Origin of the sequence: Dolichospermum sp. DET69 (genome assembly GCA_017355425.1) — a bacterium.
Taxonomy (GTDB): domain Bacteria; phylum Cyanobacteriota; class Cyanobacteriia; order Cyanobacteriales; family Nostocaceae; genus Dolichospermum.
Genome location: CP070233.1, coordinates 4,220,809 through 4,236,793 on the forward strand (window position 1 = coordinate 4,220,809; position 15,985 = coordinate 4,236,793).

The window sequence follows — 15,985 nt, forward strand, 5'->3', positions numbered from 1 at the left end:
TTATAACATCTTCTCCCCGCGGAGAGGATTTTTGCATAATTTCTGCTCATTAACTACAATGATCTATTAGGAGAGACATAATTTGATAGTCTCTAATTGTCAGTAACCCAGCCCTAAAGGGACTGAGTTTCCCGCATACCGCGAGGTCTTATGATGTCAACTGTCAAGCAAGACACATTCCGCACTGATTTGATGCTTGTAGTTAGGTATTTAATATGTAAGACTTTTATAACTATCATTCTCTAAAAAATGATAGGGACTAATCTTGTATAAGTTAATTAAATTTATAAGTTCCGTGAAATTGTGCAGTTTCCGATGTTTTCTCAAAGAAACTTAATACAAGTTTTGATTTGGTATCCGGGGAAGCAACTTAATCATCAAGGTGTTAGAGGCTAGAAACTGATGGGGCGATTTGAGAAACGACCAGAAAACCCACGCATTAGAGGTGAGCTATCCAGAGCCGCTGAAAATGCTCTATGGGATGTAGTTGAGGATTTAGAAAATCTTCAACAAAATGTGCTGAGGTCGTTGCAGGAAGACGTAAAACGGCTAGAAACTGAAAAAAACCGATTATCTAACGATATTCAAAAGTTAATTGAGGAAAAGGAGCATTTACAACAATCACGACAAATCACTGAGCAGCAGGTGTTAATCCGTCAATTAGCAGAAGTTTTAGCCAAACATATATCTTCTCAATTACAATCGTCACTGAAAACTTTAGCTACTCAAGCCGTAGAGCATAACCCCTCTGATCAAGCTGCGCTTCAAAATACTCAATTAGGTAATAATGCAGTTAATGAAATCGAACAGAATGTCAATAATATGCTAGACAGTCTGGATGATACCGTCACTATTGCCTTTAGTTCACTATTACAAGAACTCAAAAACTATCAAGGTGATCTTTCTCAACAGTTGTCACGGATGTATAGCCAACAACAGCAAGGGGAGGTAATATTAGCAGAATTTGTGAATCGTCTGCGAGGTGAGGTAGAAAAAAATCGAGACACTAATTCTGTCAAGGTAGTAACAGGAGGCGCACTCACTGTTTTACAACTACCTAATAGCCCACGTGGCGAAGCTATAGCTTATCAAAATGGGAATGGGGAAAAATCCTCACAAAGAATGATTGTTGAACCAGTTACTTTGATTCCCCATGAATTACCACACGGTGATTCTACATCAGCAGCTAATGCGGTTATATTATCTTCCCCAACCAACAAAAGCCCTGAACCCAGTTCTTTCGTAAATCCAGATTTACCAACAGCAATACCGGAAGATAAAAGCCCTGAACCCAGTTCTTTCGTAAATCCAGATTTACCAACAGCGATACCGGAAGATAAAAATCCTGAATCTAGTTCTTTTGTAAATCCAGATTTACCAACAGCGATACCGGAAGATAAAAGCCCTGAACCTAGTTCTTTCGTAAATCCAGATTTACCAACAGTGATACCGGAAGACAAAAATCCTGAACCTAGTTCTTTCGTAAATCTAGATTTACCAACAGCAATACCAGAAGACAAAAATCCTGAACCTAGTTCTTTCGTAAATCCAGATACATCACAGGAAGACAAAAACCTTGAACCGACTGCTGTTTTGACTTCTAAAGTATTAACAGCACCATCCCTGGGAGATACCCCATCTGAACCACGTTCTGTTTTAACTCCTAATTTACCAACAGGACGACCACCAACACCAAAATTAAGACGGGAAACAACATCCAAACAACAAACAACTCCCAGAGAACAAACTACTCCCAGACAACAAATAAATCCCAGAGAACAAACTACTCCCAGAGAACAAACTACTCCCAGACAACAAAGATCCCGCACATCTCCTAACTGGTCAGAATTACAGATAGGTTTTCTTTTGATCTCTTTGTCTACAGTGGTTTCGTCTCTTTACAACGTAGCCATTAAAGCGATTTTCTTTACAGCTTCTAATTCCTTGGGAGGATTACCAACACAGCAGCTAATCTTACCTACATTGGGTAATATTTTCTTGATTTTGATGCTACGTTTATTAGTGGTTGTGCCATTAATGTTACTTTTATCGCCCATATTACATCCTCCTATTTGGCAAGAGCTAGAAAATTTATTTACTTCATTACGAGCAAATGCAACCCCTATTCAGCAGAAAAGTAAACAGGCTTTATTTTTATCAATCATTAGCGGTTGCTTGTTATTCTTATCACAGGTACTTATTTATATTGCTATTGGTGAAGTCACAACAGGAATGGCGATCGCCCTCTTCTTTATCTATCCAGTTATGAGTGTGTTTCTGTCGTGGTTTCTATTTCAAGAACGTCCTAATGTACTGATTACTGGGGCAATGGCGGCAATTTTTTGTGGTGAACTGTTGATTTTAGCTAATCAGTCTATAGGGGTGAATAATACCTCATTAGGAAGCATTACAGCTATTTTCTCTGGGGTAGCATTTGCAATGTACGTCGTTTTTACCAGGATATGCGCCACTAAACTCAAATTACATCCGGTATCTTTGACTTTAATTAACTTCACTACCATGTTGTTATTAAGTTTTATTTGCTTAATTATCCCTTTACCCAGTAATTTAGCTTTAGCAATTAACTCATCTAATGGACTCGAACTGGTATTAAGTGCTTTTATATTAGGTGTTCTGACTTTATGCGGTTACTTATTCAATAATTTTGGTATTCGTAAACTAGGCTCTCCCTACTCATCTTTGATTGGAGCTACAGTCCCCATTTTAACCGTGATTTTCGCTGGTGTAATGCTCCAAGAATCTCTAGATATTGTCCAAGTTATAGGAGTTATCTTAGTGACGATTGGTACAGCAAGTATTACCTGGAAAAAAACACCCAATCAGCCACAACCATCTAAATAGGAGTCACCGTAGGGGCAATCCCCCCGTGGTTGCCCCTCTTGTGGAGTCACCGTAGGGGCAATCCCCCCGTGGTTGCCCCTCTTGTGGAGTCACCGTAGGGGCAATCCCCCCGTGGTTGCCCCTCTTGTGGAGTCACCGTAGGGGCAATCCCCCCGTGGTTGCCCCTCTTGTGGAGTCACCGTAGGGGCAATCCCCCCGTGGTTGCCCCTCTTGTGGAGTCACCGTAGGGGCAATCCCCCCGTGGTTGCCCCTCTTGTGGAGTCACCGAGTTTAGGAGAAAAGAGAAAGAATAAAGAAAAATTACCAATTACCTATTCCCCATTCCCGAAAAATTATTTGAAAAATGTATGGATATTTCAGAAATAGGAAGTTATAATAGTTTCTTAGATACAAAATACAAATCATCTAACGTTCCTCCGTTTTACCCTATACTCCTGCATCCCAACACCCTGGGTATCTTAAAGTCTTCGAGTCATACCAGGGGAGGGGGTTAGTTAGTCAGACGCGAGAAACTACCAATTCACACCCCCAACATTTATCACCTAAAAATTCCCGAGTCAAACAGTAATTTTAGGTTGAAATTTAGATTTAAATTATTTGTGTCCAACTGGGTGTATAATTCATAGTTTGATTTGAATATCACACTTGTAAACAAGCCATTTATCCGTCTGTAGAATATGACCAACGACATCGATCTGATCAAGCGTCTTGGCCCTAGTGCGATGGATCAGATCATGCTTTATCTAGCCTTCAGTGCCATGCGTACCAGTGGTCACAGGCATGGAGCATTTTTAGATGCAGCCGCAACAGCAGCCAAGTGTGCAATTTATATGACCTATCTAGAGCAGGGGCAAAACCTGCGAATGACTGGACATTTACATCACCTTGAGCCAAAACGAGTTAAAATCATTGTTGAAGAAGTCAGACTTGCTTTAACTGAGGGCAAACTTCTAAAAATGCTGGGTTCTCAAGAACCTCGCTATCTGATCCAACTTCCCTATGTCTGGATGGAAAAATATCCTTGGATACCAGGAAGATCCCGTGTTCCCGGTACAAATCTAACCAGTGAAGAGAAAAAACAAATTGAGCAAAAGCTCCCTGAACATCTTCCTGATGCCAAGCTAGTCACCTCATTTGAATTTATGGAGTTAATTGAGTTTCTCCATAAGCGATCGCAGGAAGAACTACCCCCTGAGCATCAGATGCCCTTGAGTGAAGCATTAGCGGAACATATCAAGCGCCGTCTACTGTATTCAGGAACGGTAACACGCATTGATTGTCCGTGGGGAATGCCATTTTATGCTCTTACTCGTCCGTTCTATGCTCCTGCTGATGATCAAGAACGCACTTACACGATGGTAGAAGATACGGCTCGGTATTTCCGCATGATGAAATATTGGGCAGAACGTAAACCAAACACGATGCGGGCTGTGGAAGAACTGGATATTCCCACGGATCAGATTGATCGAGCAATGGAGGAATTAGACGAAATCATTAGGGCTTGGGGGGATAAATATCACCACGAGGGAGGAGTACCGATGATATTGCAAATGGTTGTTGGTAATAAAGATGAATAGAAAACACAATTTTTATGTGGGGTAGGGTGGTATATTTACCAACCCTACAGTTATGAATCTATTTAATTATAGGAATTGAGGGGTAAGGCGAAAGTCTCTTATTTAGGGTTAACACCCAAGGGCTTTGTAGACACCGCGCCAGAACCGCTAGATCCTTCACTGGCATCAATACAAGTATCTAATGCCTGAGTAGGACTCAAATCAATTTCTCGACGTAAACCAACTACACATTCAGCAAAGGTTACTGGTAACAAACTGCGACTACAGGATGTTAAAGTAGCTGAATTTTCAGAACCCTGATAACTTTTACTAATGCTAACTACACAGGTTGCTAAATCCTGTGGACGGCGAGCTTGACGACAGGAAGAAAGGGCATCCACAGGTGTATTTTGTGTAAGCTTATGAATTTCTGCTACACATGAGGATAACTCTCGTGGTCTCAGTGCAGAGGCACAACTTTGAGATGCTTGGTTTTTGCTGACACCTACGCTCAATAGTTGAGCAGCACAAACCCGATAGTCATTCCGATATGAATCGGTAACAGCCATAGTAGGTAAACTACTGGTTAGTAATCCACCTATAGTTATAAATGATGCTGTAAATGCTCTGAAGGAATAATTTGTTTGTTTGTTCCCAAAGTTACTCATTTTTTTTTCGCTTTTTAACATAACCGTTTTCGATTCAACCAAGGTTATGCTACCGTAGAATCTGCTCCCAATCTTCTACCACGGTGCAATCACCAGAAATTTACCGAAAATTGGTAAATTTAACGGATTGATTTATCTGAATATTAATGGTGAATAAAAGACAATTTAGCTATAAATGTCTATGCTTCTGGGAACTATGCCATAATGGTAGGTCTGAATAAAATTTTAGAAGGATTAAATTAAGGAAACTCATGTCCCGATATAGAGGACCCCGCCTCAGAATTGTCCGTCGTTTAGGCGAATTACCAGGTTTAACTCGGAAGAGTGCTAGACGTGCTTATCCCCCAGGACAGCATGGCCAAAACCGTAAAAAGCGCTCTGAGTATGCTATCCGTCTAGAGGAAAAGCAAAAACTCCGCATGAACTACGGTTTAACCGAAAAACAAATGCTCCGCTATGTTCGTAAAGCCAGACGAGTTGCTGGTTCTACTGGGCAGGTGTTACTGCAATTGTTAGAAATGCGCCTGGATAATACCGTTTTCCGGATGGGTATGGCTCCCACAATCCCAGCCGCCCGTCAATTGGTGAATCACGGTCATTTAACTGTTAATGGCCGCGTTGTAGATATTGCCAGCTATCAGTGCCGTCCTGGTGAAGAAGTTGCTGTGAGAAACAGAGAAGCTTCTAAGAAGTTAGTGGAAGCTAATTTGCAATATCCCGGTTTAGCTAACCTTCCTAGTCATCTAGAGTTTGATAAAACTAAGTTGTCTGGTAAGGTCAATAGTGTAATTGAACGGGAATGGGTAGCATTACAAGTTAATGAACTACTCGTGGTGGAATACTACTCACGTCAAGCGTAGTAGTCAATGGTCAGTGGTCAGTGGTCAGTGCTTATTAGACAACTGACAACTGACAACCAACAACTAACTAATGACTAAGAAACTTACAAATAAAAAAATATCCCAAATTTTCTTGTGATGCAGGCATTTTAATAATAATATCAGGACGGGCAAGATGCCCATCCCACAAGATTTGGTTATCTTTTTGTGGAATCCTCTAATGACTAATGACCAATAACCAATGACTAACCACCAATCTGCGACATAGTACGGGTGTATGTGCCGACAGTACCAGAGTCGCGTTGCTTAAAGTTTATTTCTGATTTAATATTTAAAATTTTTCTGACTTCTGCTTGCAATTCATTTGTACTCATGCCAGCCCGTAAAGCTGTTTTTAAGTCAATTTGACCTGTTTCGTTTAATAAGCAGGGACGTAGCCAACCATCGGCACTTAAACGCATCCGATTACAGCGATCGCAAAAACATTCTGACATTTGACTAATAAATCCTATTGTTCCTTTAGCACCAGGAATTTGAAAGACATCAGCCGGTCCATTACCGCGAATTTGGGATTCTGTTAAGCCCCAACGCTCACGAATGGATTGACGTAAATCCGCTGAAGATATCCAACCGCGATCGCTAAATAAGTCTCCGTTGCCAATGGGCATAAATTCAATAAATCTGACGTGCCATTGTTTATCAATGGTTAAAGCAGCCAAATCTAAGATTTCATGGTCATTAACGCCAGGAATTACGACTACATTTAATTTTAATGGGCTGAATCCTACTTTATAAGCAGACTGGATTCCTTGCCATACTTGCTGCCAGCGTCCACGTCCATTATTACCGATTATTTCTTCAAATATATGTGGATCTAGAGAATCTAAACTTATATTAATTCTTGTTAAACCTGCATCATAGAGATTTTGGGCAATGGGAGCAAGTAAAAATCCATTTGTAGTCATTGCTAAATCTTGAGTTTCGGGAAGATGAGCAATTTTTTCGACTAAATCAACTACATGAGGACGAAGTAAGGGTTCACCACCTGTTAAGCGAAAGCGGGTAAAACCAACAGGGATAAAGACTTCTTGAATGAGGGTAAGCAGTTCTTTATCAGTTAATAATTGCTGTTTGACGATATAGTCAAGTTCTGCACCTGCTGGCATACAGTATTGACAACGAAAGTTACAGCGATCAATTAAACTGATGCGGAGGTAGTCCACTTTGTTTATAGTTGCGCTGGTTGTCATATTTAAAGAAGGGGTGACAGATTAAACAATTTTATTATAGAGCCTATGATTGCCGGAAGGTACACAAAACTCAAAATTTAAAAGGTAAATTCCACAAGCATTTTAGGAATTTGTTAGAATATCTTGAGAAATCCGAGGATTGCAAGCTGTATTTTTCTGAATTTTAAGTTATGAAATAAACTCAGTTATATTTAGAGGAAACTAATTCCATGAATACCGAACAAATTTTATTAGAAAAATGGCGCATTTTACCTTCTGAAAAACAACTTCAGGTATTAAATTTGGTTAATACTCTTATTGAAGAAAATCGAAATCAGCTAACTCTATCTTCCTATCAACCTAAAACATCTTTAGGGGCAAAGTTGTTGGCAATTCGTCAAGAAATTATGCAAGAACAACCTCCGCTAGAATCTTGGGAAGAATTAGAACAAGAAATAGGAGAAAGACGAGGAGAGAAAGAGTGATTTTTTTACATCCATAAAATTAATATATTTGGTATTAAATAGGCTGATTTTCCCAAAAATCAAATAGTTGATATAGAATTTAGGACTTACGCATTGATAAAAAAATTAAATATGTATGGCTGTAAAAACCACATTTATCGTAGGGGTTTAGCACTGCTCATTGGTGTCAACTTAGGCTACAGATGGCTTATTTGTTGGTTTCCACACCCGCCCAGAACTGAAGTTCAGGGCTAATAACCGAAGTCTACTGAAGTAGACTAAAGATTTTCGGGATATTCAGTCATCTTTAGATGACTTTTGCTATTAGACTGGGAATTCATTCCCAGTCGGGCTATAGGTTTTACGTTAATTTGACACCTATGAGCACTGCTAAACCCCTACCTCACAGTTGATTTATCGGTCAAAATAGCATTAATTGCCGCCTGAAATAAGGTGTTTTGGTGAAAGCATATCATGATTGATTTGCACAGCGCGTAAGTTCTAGAATTATCGTTTAATTTGGTTAGGAAAGTCAGGAACTAACAAAGATTGTGATAGTTCACCTTGTTCATTATAGAATTTTATTTGACCTTGTTCATTACATAACCATACTTCAATTGCTTGAGATTCTAAATATAATTTTTTCTTAAATTCCATTTCCTCAAAGGTATTACCAGTGGATTTAACTTCTATACAAATTTCTGGGGCTATAGAAGCTGATATTTCATCTTGAATTTGATCAAATCTTTGGTCTGAACACCAAACTACATCAGCAACTTTAACTCCATCTGATGTATTAATTGCACATTCTGGCATGACTTCACCAGTTTTCAATAAAGATTCTAATAGACGTTGGATTCTTCCTTGATAAAATGAGTGTTTAATCTTTACAGGACTCATGATGATTTGCCCCCATTTATTCAATTCAATCTTGAAGGGTAAATCTTGTAATTGTTTATTTTCACAAACTTCTTCCCATCTCATAGTCATTTACCTAGAGTGATAAGATTCATCTTAACTGATTTTGCAAAGGAATAAAACAAAGAAAAATGATAAGTTAGCGATTTCCATAGAGCGATTTGCGATCGCCACTTATACTAGAAGAGTTAGCGTTAGCGATTACCAAATTACAGGACAGTCATAGTTCTGGAAAACTGAGTCTCGACTAATTAATGTTGCATTTTCAACTTTACATTGAGCTATTAGAAGTCTATCAAATGGATCTTTGTGGTGTAGAGGTAAGTTTTTTAGTTCTAGAATATGGAGAAAAGTTATAGATATTAAGTTAATATTATTTTGTTCCTGCTGAGTCTTTAGCATAAGTTCTAAATCATCTCTAAGAGTTAGTTTTCCTAACTGAATTTTGATTTGCATTTCCCATAGGCTAACGATGCTTAGAAGTAACTCATTATTAGGATTTTGAAGTAATATTAGCGTCTCTCTAGGTATACGGTCTGGTTCGCTATGCCACCACATAAAAGTGTGGGTATCGAATAGTAATTTTATGTTTCACCAAGCCAAAACTCATCAGGTAGTGGATCATCAAAGTCATCATTGAATACACAAGAACCTAAACCGAGTCCTGGCTGTCGTAATCTTTTATTTGGCATAGACTGAGGTTCTTTATTAATCTTTACTTCTACCCATTGCAATAACTGTGTGGCCAGTTGAATTTGCTCCTTTTCATCAAGACTTTTGAGAAGATGTTCAGCAAGCATCGCTCTGTATAGAGGAGGTAAAGTTAATACTGCTCCAAAAATTTCATCGTAAGTAACGTTAGCCATACAGAAAACTCCTTACAGAGTGTGGTAATGGCATTTTAGCATAAATGCGCTTAACCTACCCTACAGACTAGGGGTGATAATTAAGCGTGTATCAATATATCCCCATCAGAGACTCACGCAAATGGTAAGTCTCATAAGGGAGAATATAAAGCGAAATCAAGCTTCAAAAATATGCTTTAGACAGCTAACCTCAACTGCTGAGGTAGTTGTTGCAAAATTAAGTTGATGACTTCTGGACTCCATTTGAGAACTCGACTACTGAAGTCTGCAAACTGCTTACCTTTAATAGTGGGTTCCCATTGCCAATAATGCTTTTGCTGGTACTTCATATTTTCCAGCATTTCATTAACACGGCGAGAAGTCCAGTTTTCTCCAGTCCTTTGACTAAGATGGTAGGCTATCTCTGTAACAGTGAGAGATTTTTTGGGAGGTGCTTGGTTAATGAGTCCCAAGTCTACCTTGACTGTGATTTCTAGATGTTCCAAAACTTCAAAGTTGCTGATTGCAAAATGAAGTGGTTGAAGATTGGCATTTTGTGCCATAATAAATTTGACTCCTGTTTGTTGTAAGGAATTGGACTTCGTGATTCGTCAAAATCAGGAAGAATATATGAGAGATATATGTCAGCGCTGCTACCACGTAGGCTGACATTTAATTTATGGATGTTAAAGGTTAAGTTTTACTACCCATGCTCCAATAATAGCAAAGTAAATAAAATATGTCAAAAAAATTTATACAGTGGCTCTATTTTATATCATGTACATATTATGTACCCCAACTACTAATAATGTCAATACTTAATATAAAAACAAAAAAATATACAGACTACGGAAACAGAACTTTTCATAGCGTGAAAATTTTGCAGAGAAGCAATCCCAGAAATTTAGGTGATTACTTCAATATCGCTCTTAATGAGGTAATTACGTTAATTATTAATTTTGCGTAAGCCCTACATTAGTTTTGATTAGGGTATTAGCTTCGCCAGTACCTAACCACCTGATTGCTTGATTCAATAATCTAGAAGTCTGTCAATTACAGAGATTTACATGATTTTTGTATGAAAAATCTACTACTTAACCCAAACTACAATTTTATTAACTGAACTACAAAAATTCAATATTATTATACATATATTCAGGTTCTAAACATTCCCAAACTAAAACTAAATCACTAATAATTTTTCCAATTGACTGACGCTTTTGGCGAGCATAAATAACACCGCAATGTTCAATTCCTGTAGAAGCTAAACTCAGAAAATCATCATCAAAGGTAAAAATCACTCGTTTTTGAGATAAACAAAAAGCTAATTGTTGTTCATCAGATGCACTAATTAGCCCTTGTTCTGGCGAAGTTGTTGTATCAATTCCTCGTATTCTCAATCCAGTTGCTATGGCATTACCAACATTTTCATCAAGGTGAAATTTAATCTTGTTTGACACTTTCACCCTTTAAGATTTTTTCAATTAAAGATGGTTTATTTCCTTGTAATTGTTTAGCAAAATTTTCGCCTTCTTCAATTTGCTGTCTAATTTCTTCTCGATGATCATGATAATAGGCTAAAGCCGCATAAACATCAGCTAACGTAATGCTAGGATGTTGATAAATAATTTCATCAGGCGACATTCCCATCCTTTCATGCCAAATTACAATATCTTGAACTTTGATGCGATGTCCAGCAATGCGTGGTTTTCCTCCACATACTCCGGGAGTGATCACTATGTGTTCTTTACTAACAGAAATTGTACTCATTGATTTTCATGAATTTACAAAATAATTCATCTTAATATGTTATTATATTTTGATTTTGATCACAAGTCATTTAATTAATAATAGTAATGGTGCGTTATGAATAAATATAACGCACCCTACAGGCTGACAGCTATTACACTGCTGCTAATTCTGGAGTTGGACGCTTACTGTTACGGATATTGGTAATCGCTTCAGCATAATCAGGAGCATTGAAAACAGCCGAACCCGCTACAATAGCATTAGCTCCTGCTTCCAAAACTTGCCAAGTATTATTAGCTTTTAGTCCCCCGTCAACTTCAATCCAAGGATCTAAACCGCGTTCATCACACATTTGACGCAATTTGCGGATTTTAGGAACTACACTAGGAATGAAGCTTTGACCACCGAAACCGGGGTTAACGCTCATAATTAGCACTAAATCGCACAATTCTAGGACATATTCAATTAACTCCAAAGGTGTACCAGGATTAAGGACAACTCCAGCTTTTTTACCGAGTTCTCTGATTTGTCCCAGAGTACGGTGTAAGTGAGGGGAAGCGTTATGTTCTGCGTGTATGGAAATAATATCAGCGCCAGCTTTAGCAAAACCTTCTACATACTTTTCTGGTTCCACAATCATCAAGTGGACATCCAGTGGCTTAGTTGTAATCGGACGAATCGCCTCCACAATCAGAGGACCTATTGTAATATTAGGTACAAAACGTCCGTCCATTACATCAACGTGAATCCAATCTGCTCCAGCTTTGTCTACGGCGCGAATATCGTCACCTAGACGGCTAAAATCTGCTGATAGGATGGAAGGAGAAATAACTATAGGTTTTTGAGATGAATTTTGGGTCATGGCTAGTGGGTTTTTAAGCGTCTTCGTCTGTAAGTATTGTAACAAAATATGGGAAATTGTTAAAAATTAATTCAAAAATGAAAATTAAAAATAAAATTGCTCTCTTTTGTTTCCTTTCCCACTGGAAGAATATGGATTAAATGAACCACGTATCCCTGACGGGACCGGAGGGATATAGGGACGTTCGCGGAGCGTTCCGATAGCTTGCGTGGCGACGCAGGAGCCATAGGAATAGGACACGAAGGAAGGAAGAAGATAGGCTGAAATAATATCAAGATGATATTGTTGACTCTTGGGATTCCACCAAGCCCACCCCACAAAAATATTATACTTATTGTGGGGTGGGCAACATGAGCGCCCATATTATATTTAATTGTGCCTACCTACTTAATTTTGATTTGGGAAGGGAGTAACAAGCGGCTATGAATAGAAATTGGTTAATTTTTTGGAGTTTAGGTTTTTCTTGTTTGACTTTACCTGTCTTTGCTAGGGTGAAGTTTGCAAATTTTTTAGGTACTAATGGTATTGATGCACTGAAACTACATCAAGCTCCTTATAATTTGACTGGGCGAAAAATTGCTATTGGTCAAGTGGAAATTGGTCGTCCAGGGATGTTTGGCTGGGATAAGGCTGTGTCTAAAAATCGGGCTGTATCTCCATTTGCGGTGTTTTCACGTAATGTCCCCGCTAAATCTAATGTTGGTGTTGATCCTCATGCCTATAATGTTTCTGGTGTAATGGTGAGTCAGGATAAGGCTTTTCCTGGTGTAGCCCCCAATGCGCGACTATATTCTTCGGCTGTAGGATCTACAAAAAAAATCGGACAACCGGAGGAGTGTTTATCAGTACAACACATTGCTTTACAAAATGGTGGTGATGTCCGGGCGATTAATTTGAGTTTTGGTGAACCTCTTGATCGTGATCCTCGACCAGAAGCTATGTTAGATGGTAATGCTTTACTAACTTTATGTATTGACTTGTCTAGTCGTGTTCATGATGTTGTGTATACTATTGCAGGTAATCAAGGCAAAGGCGGGATTCCCATTCCTACAGACAATTTTAACGCAATTAATGTGGCTTTTTCCTCGGAACGAGAGGGAATTTTTAATAAGGTTCACGTTTCTAATTTGGCTAGTATTAATCAAGGTATAGAAAATCGTTTGGCTGGGAAAGAATTTAATATTAATGAAAGAAGCGCAATTAGTTTAGTTGCTCCTGGTACTAATATTCCTTTACTTAATCCTGATGGTAAATTAAATAAATCTACTGGTACGAGTTTTGCTTCACCACAGGTTACTGCTACTGTGGCATTATTACAGGAATTTGTGGATAGACAGTTGCGAACTAAACAACCAAATTGGACTACTAATGCTCGTCGTCATCAAGTCATGAAAGCAATATTACTCAATTCGGCGGACAAAATTCAAGATAGTGGTGATGGTTTACGGTTGGGAATGACGAGGACTTTAATTGATAAACAAAATAAAGATTGGTTAGCAACGGACGCTTATAAAAATGCTAAAATTCCCCTAGATGCTCAAATGGGAGCGGGTCACTTAAATGCTTTTCGAGGTTATCAACAATTGAATGGTGGTGAATGGAAATCTAACGCACCTGTGCCGCCTATTGGTTGGGATTATGGTACTGTTAATGCTAATTCTGCTAAAGAATATGTTTTAGAAAAGAGGTTGAAAAAAAATAGTTTTGTCGCTATTACTTTAAGTTGGGATCGTTTGGTAGAGTTGGATGATAAAAATAATAATCAGGAATATGATATTGGAGAAACATTTAAAGATAAAGGATTAAATAATCTTGATGTTTATTTAGTTAAAAATAATGAAGTTGTTGTTTGTGATTCTGTGAGTGAAGTTGATAGTGTTGAACATATTTTTTGCCCAGTTTCTACTAATGGAAATTATAAAATTCGGGTGCAATTTAGGAAGCAGGTGAATAAGGCTATTCAATCTTATGGTTTGGCTTGGTGGACTGTGGCTGAAAAGTGATATTTTGTAATTGTAATATTAAGCAATTAAATCATCTTCCAATAGTTCAGCCATTTTCATTATTGATTTTAAATCTTGATTTCGATGTACAGGAATAGAGATAATTTTAGTCTCATCAGGCTTTTCATAAATATGATGACTACCTGTAGTTTTTTTGAGAATCCAACCTTTTCTCTCAATAATTTTACATAGTTTTTTCCCTGAGATTGATTTCATACTGCAATTTCAATAATTTGTGAGATAGGATCTGGTTTTTGGATTTCATTCGCTACTTCTAACCAGCCTTGTATGGCATCTTGAAGGTTATTAACCAATTCTTCCATTGTATCTCCTTCGGTTATACAACCTGGGAGAGCAGGTACTTCAGCCCAATAACCACCTTCTTCAGCAGGATAAATAATAGCTTTGATTTTCATTGCTTTTACCTTTATGGTTGTTGATCTGAACAAATTATAACATAATAAATACATCATAGTTTAGCTTGCCGGACTAGACCGAAAAATGATATATGTTAATTCTAACAATTGATTACCATCTCAAGCTAAATTAACAGTAAACCAAAAGGAAAGCGACAACTACACTTAACCATCTAACAGATCAATAAATTCATCAACATCTAATTCTGCTTGTCTAATAATTGCTCGTAGTGTTCCTTTATCGAGAGTTTTATGATTTGGAATTACCACTTCTGCAAAAGGTTGATCCCGACAGAGAATAATATGACTGCCTTTTTGCCGTTTTATATAAAAGCCAGCCTTACCCAAAGCTTTGATACACTGTTTTCCTGAAACTTGAGGTAATTTACTCATACAGCAAGCATTACCGTTTCAACTTGATCTTCTGGAATAACACGACCTTCTTCTTGAAGTAGCTCAATATACAGTTCAATTGCTTCTTTAATATTAGCGATCGCTTCTTCTTTTGTTTCCCCTTGACTAATACAAGGTGGTAAACTGGGACATTGGGCGACCCAATAACCATTTTCACCAGGATAAATAATTACTTGTCTCATATTTCGTTTGTTGAGATTAATATCCTTGTATTTTATCATCAATTGACTATATAATGGAGTTTTTGGGATGACTAATTTAACTACTTTACAAACAACATTTATCAAAGATGATGTTTCTATCAGGTTAAATAATTTAAACAATCACTTAAAAGAAATTCAGTCTTTATCACAGGATTATCATAATAGTGATACAGTGAAGAGTTTAATTAAAGAAACCATGTATTTTATTGAATGGATAGCCCCAGATGTAGAATTTGATGATGCTTTTGAGTTGGCTAATTTAAGCAGGTTTCTAACACGCTGGTTATTTAGTACAGAAGTTTGGAATAACTCAAAAGCACGAAATCAAATTATTGATGAACTTGGTGCTTGGAACAACCGTATTTTACAAATGTCAAAATTATTTACTCTATAACATTATGAATCAACCACCTTTACCTCAGCCACAATTAGAACCCAGTGGAATTACTTTTGAGCAATATGAAGAATTTACCCCAGCAAAACTAGAACTGTGGAATGGATACCTGGGTTACGGTGGACAGGATAATTTAGGTTTTCATTTATCTGTGCTTACTAATATGGGGTTATTATTAGCAGCTAAAAACACCAATTTATCACTGTGGATAGAAGCAGTGGACTCTGTGATTAGAGAAAAATTATCGAATCTCAATGCTGAACCTGAAGTAGCAGAAGCCATGTTAAATAGATTTAATCAGGCAATGTTAGATATGGAAGAAGTGATAAATTATTTGGGAGAATAACTAATTTTATCTGATTTTATTTTTAAAATGAGAATGGCTGTATTTTGACATCACCCCTTGACAATTGGCTCTCTCAAACCTTCGTTATACTCAAAACGGCTTAATTATTTGATTTAAGCGGGTAGGGGTAAAGCATGAGCTAAACCCCTACAAATCTAGGTTTTTCGTGATTTTACTTTCATTCCATGTCCCAACCGTTTTGAGGATACATCGTGGT

General features: G+C 37.7%; 20 protein-coding genes. 7 read left to right on the forward strand and 13 right to left on the reverse strand.

From position 1 onward, the window contains the following. Positions 1 to 402 precede the first annotated feature (402 nt). Positions 403 to 2,862, forward strand: coding sequence for an EamA family transporter (locus tag EZY12_19305; GenBank protein ID QSX66896.1), 2,460 nt, complete (start codon positions 403 to 405; stop codon positions 2,860 to 2,862). Between the two features lie 677 nt (positions 2,863 to 3,539). Further along, entirely contained in the window at positions 3,540 to 4,439 is a 900-nt protein-coding gene (gene hetR, locus EZY12_19310) for a heterocyst differentiation master regulator HetR (GenBank protein QSX66897.1), read from the forward strand. A 98-nt stretch (positions 4,440 to 4,537) separates the two neighbouring features. Here the strand turns inward: hetR and EZY12_19315 are convergent, their stop codons facing one another. Next, complete coding sequence (locus tag EZY12_19315; GenBank protein ID QSX66898.1) at positions 4,538 to 5,086, reverse strand: hypothetical protein; 549 nt, start codon at positions 5,084 to 5,086, stop codon at positions 4,538 to 4,540. A 251-nt stretch (positions 5,087 to 5,337) separates the two neighbouring features. Between EZY12_19315 and rpsD the strand changes: the two genes are divergently transcribed. After that, the gene (gene rpsD, locus EZY12_19320) at positions 5,338 to 5,946 is read left to right on the forward strand and encodes a 30S ribosomal protein S4 (protein ID QSX66899.1); all 609 of its coding nucleotides are present in this window, start codon (positions 5,338 to 5,340) and stop codon (positions 5,944 to 5,946) included. 224 nt (positions 5,947 to 6,170) lie between these two features. Here the strand turns inward: rpsD and moaA are convergent, their stop codons facing one another. Beyond that, a complete protein-coding gene (gene moaA / locus EZY12_19325) occupies positions 6,171 to 7,157 on the reverse strand; it encodes a GTP 3',8-cyclase MoaA (protein ID QSX70736.1) in 987 nt (328 codons plus the stop codon). Between the two features lie 227 nt (positions 7,158 to 7,384). Between moaA and EZY12_19330 the strand changes: the two genes are divergently transcribed. Beyond that, complete coding sequence (locus EZY12_19330) at positions 7,385 to 7,639, forward strand: hypothetical protein (protein ID QSX66900.1); 255 nt, start codon at positions 7,385 to 7,387, stop codon at positions 7,637 to 7,639. Positions 7,640 to 8,125: 486 nt separating this feature from the next. Here EZY12_19330 and EZY12_19335 read toward each other — a convergent pair whose 3' ends face one another. From EZY12_19335 to EZY12_19365, 7 genes are all read right to left on the reverse strand, one after another. Further along, on the reverse strand, positions 8,126 to 8,602 hold the full coding sequence (locus EZY12_19335; protein QSX66901.1) for a Uma2 family endonuclease: 477 nt from the start codon (positions 8,600 to 8,602) through the stop codon (positions 8,126 to 8,128). A gap of 135 nt (positions 8,603 to 8,737) precedes the next feature. Further along, entirely contained in the window at positions 8,738 to 9,124 is a 387-nt protein-coding gene (locus tag EZY12_19340; GenBank protein QSX70737.1) for a type II toxin-antitoxin system VapC family toxin, read from the reverse strand. Beyond that, the gene (locus EZY12_19345) at positions 9,121 to 9,402 is read right to left on the reverse strand and encodes a hypothetical protein (GenBank protein QSX66902.1); all 282 of its coding nucleotides are present in this window, start codon (positions 9,400 to 9,402) and stop codon (positions 9,121 to 9,123) included. The genes EZY12_19340 and EZY12_19345 overlap by 4 nt, the downstream gene beginning before the upstream one ends. Before the next feature lie 176 nt (positions 9,403 to 9,578). After that, on the reverse strand, positions 9,579 to 9,944 hold the full coding sequence (locus tag EZY12_19350) for a hypothetical protein (protein QSX66903.1): 366 nt from the start codon (positions 9,942 to 9,944) through the stop codon (positions 9,579 to 9,581). Positions 9,945 to 10,505: 561 nt separating this feature from the next. After that, a complete protein-coding gene (locus tag EZY12_19355; protein ID QSX66904.1) occupies positions 10,506 to 10,841 on the reverse strand; it encodes a DUF5615 family PIN-like protein in 336 nt (111 codons plus the stop codon). Beyond that, a complete protein-coding gene (locus EZY12_19360; GenBank protein ID QSX66905.1) occupies positions 10,825 to 11,151 on the reverse strand; it encodes a DUF433 domain-containing protein in 327 nt (108 codons plus the stop codon). The genes EZY12_19355 and EZY12_19360 overlap by 17 nt, the downstream gene beginning before the upstream one ends. A gap of 133 nt (positions 11,152 to 11,284) precedes the next feature. Beyond that, positions 11,285 to 11,992 (reverse strand): ribulose-phosphate 3-epimerase, encoded by a 708-nt coding sequence (locus EZY12_19365; GenBank protein ID QSX66906.1) that lies wholly within the window; start codon positions 11,990 to 11,992, stop codon positions 11,285 to 11,287. 422 nt (positions 11,993 to 12,414) lie between these two features. Between EZY12_19365 and EZY12_19370 the strand changes: the two genes are divergently transcribed. Next, positions 12,415 to 13,995: a S8 family serine peptidase gene (locus tag EZY12_19370; protein QSX66907.1), complete on the forward strand. Its 1,581-nt coding sequence runs from the start codon at positions 12,415 to 12,417 to the stop codon at positions 13,993 to 13,995. Between the two features lie 18 nt (positions 13,996 to 14,013). Here the strand turns inward: EZY12_19370 and EZY12_19375 are convergent, their stop codons facing one another. The 4 genes from EZY12_19375 to EZY12_19390 form a co-directional block, all read right to left on the reverse strand. Then, positions 14,014 to 14,211, reverse strand: coding sequence for a type II toxin-antitoxin system HicA family toxin (locus EZY12_19375; protein ID QSX66908.1), 198 nt, complete (start codon positions 14,209 to 14,211; stop codon positions 14,014 to 14,016). Further along, a complete protein-coding gene (locus EZY12_19380) occupies positions 14,208 to 14,411 on the reverse strand; it encodes a type II toxin-antitoxin system HicB family antitoxin (GenBank protein ID QSX66909.1) in 204 nt (67 codons plus the stop codon). The genes EZY12_19375 and EZY12_19380 overlap by 4 nt, the downstream gene beginning before the upstream one ends. A 165-nt stretch (positions 14,412 to 14,576) precedes the next feature. Beyond that, positions 14,577 to 14,804: a type II toxin-antitoxin system HicA family toxin gene (locus EZY12_19385; GenBank protein QSX66910.1), complete on the reverse strand. Its 228-nt coding sequence runs from the start codon at positions 14,802 to 14,804 to the stop codon at positions 14,577 to 14,579. Continuing rightward, positions 14,801 to 15,007, reverse strand: a complete 207-nt coding sequence (locus EZY12_19390) for a type II toxin-antitoxin system HicB family antitoxin (GenBank protein QSX66911.1) — start codon at positions 15,005 to 15,007, stop codon at positions 14,801 to 14,803. Before EZY12_19390 ends, EZY12_19385 begins: the two co-directional genes overlap by 4 nt. A 67-nt stretch (positions 15,008 to 15,074) precedes the next feature. Between EZY12_19390 and EZY12_19395 the strand changes: the two genes are divergently transcribed. Further along, entirely contained in the window at positions 15,075 to 15,422 is a 348-nt protein-coding gene (locus EZY12_19395; protein QSX66912.1) for a hypothetical protein, read from the forward strand. A gap of 4 nt (positions 15,423 to 15,426) precedes the next feature. Then, positions 15,427 to 15,768, forward strand: coding sequence for a hypothetical protein (locus EZY12_19400; protein QSX66913.1), 342 nt, complete (start codon positions 15,427 to 15,429; stop codon positions 15,766 to 15,768). Positions 15,769 to 15,985: the final 217 nt, after the last annotated feature.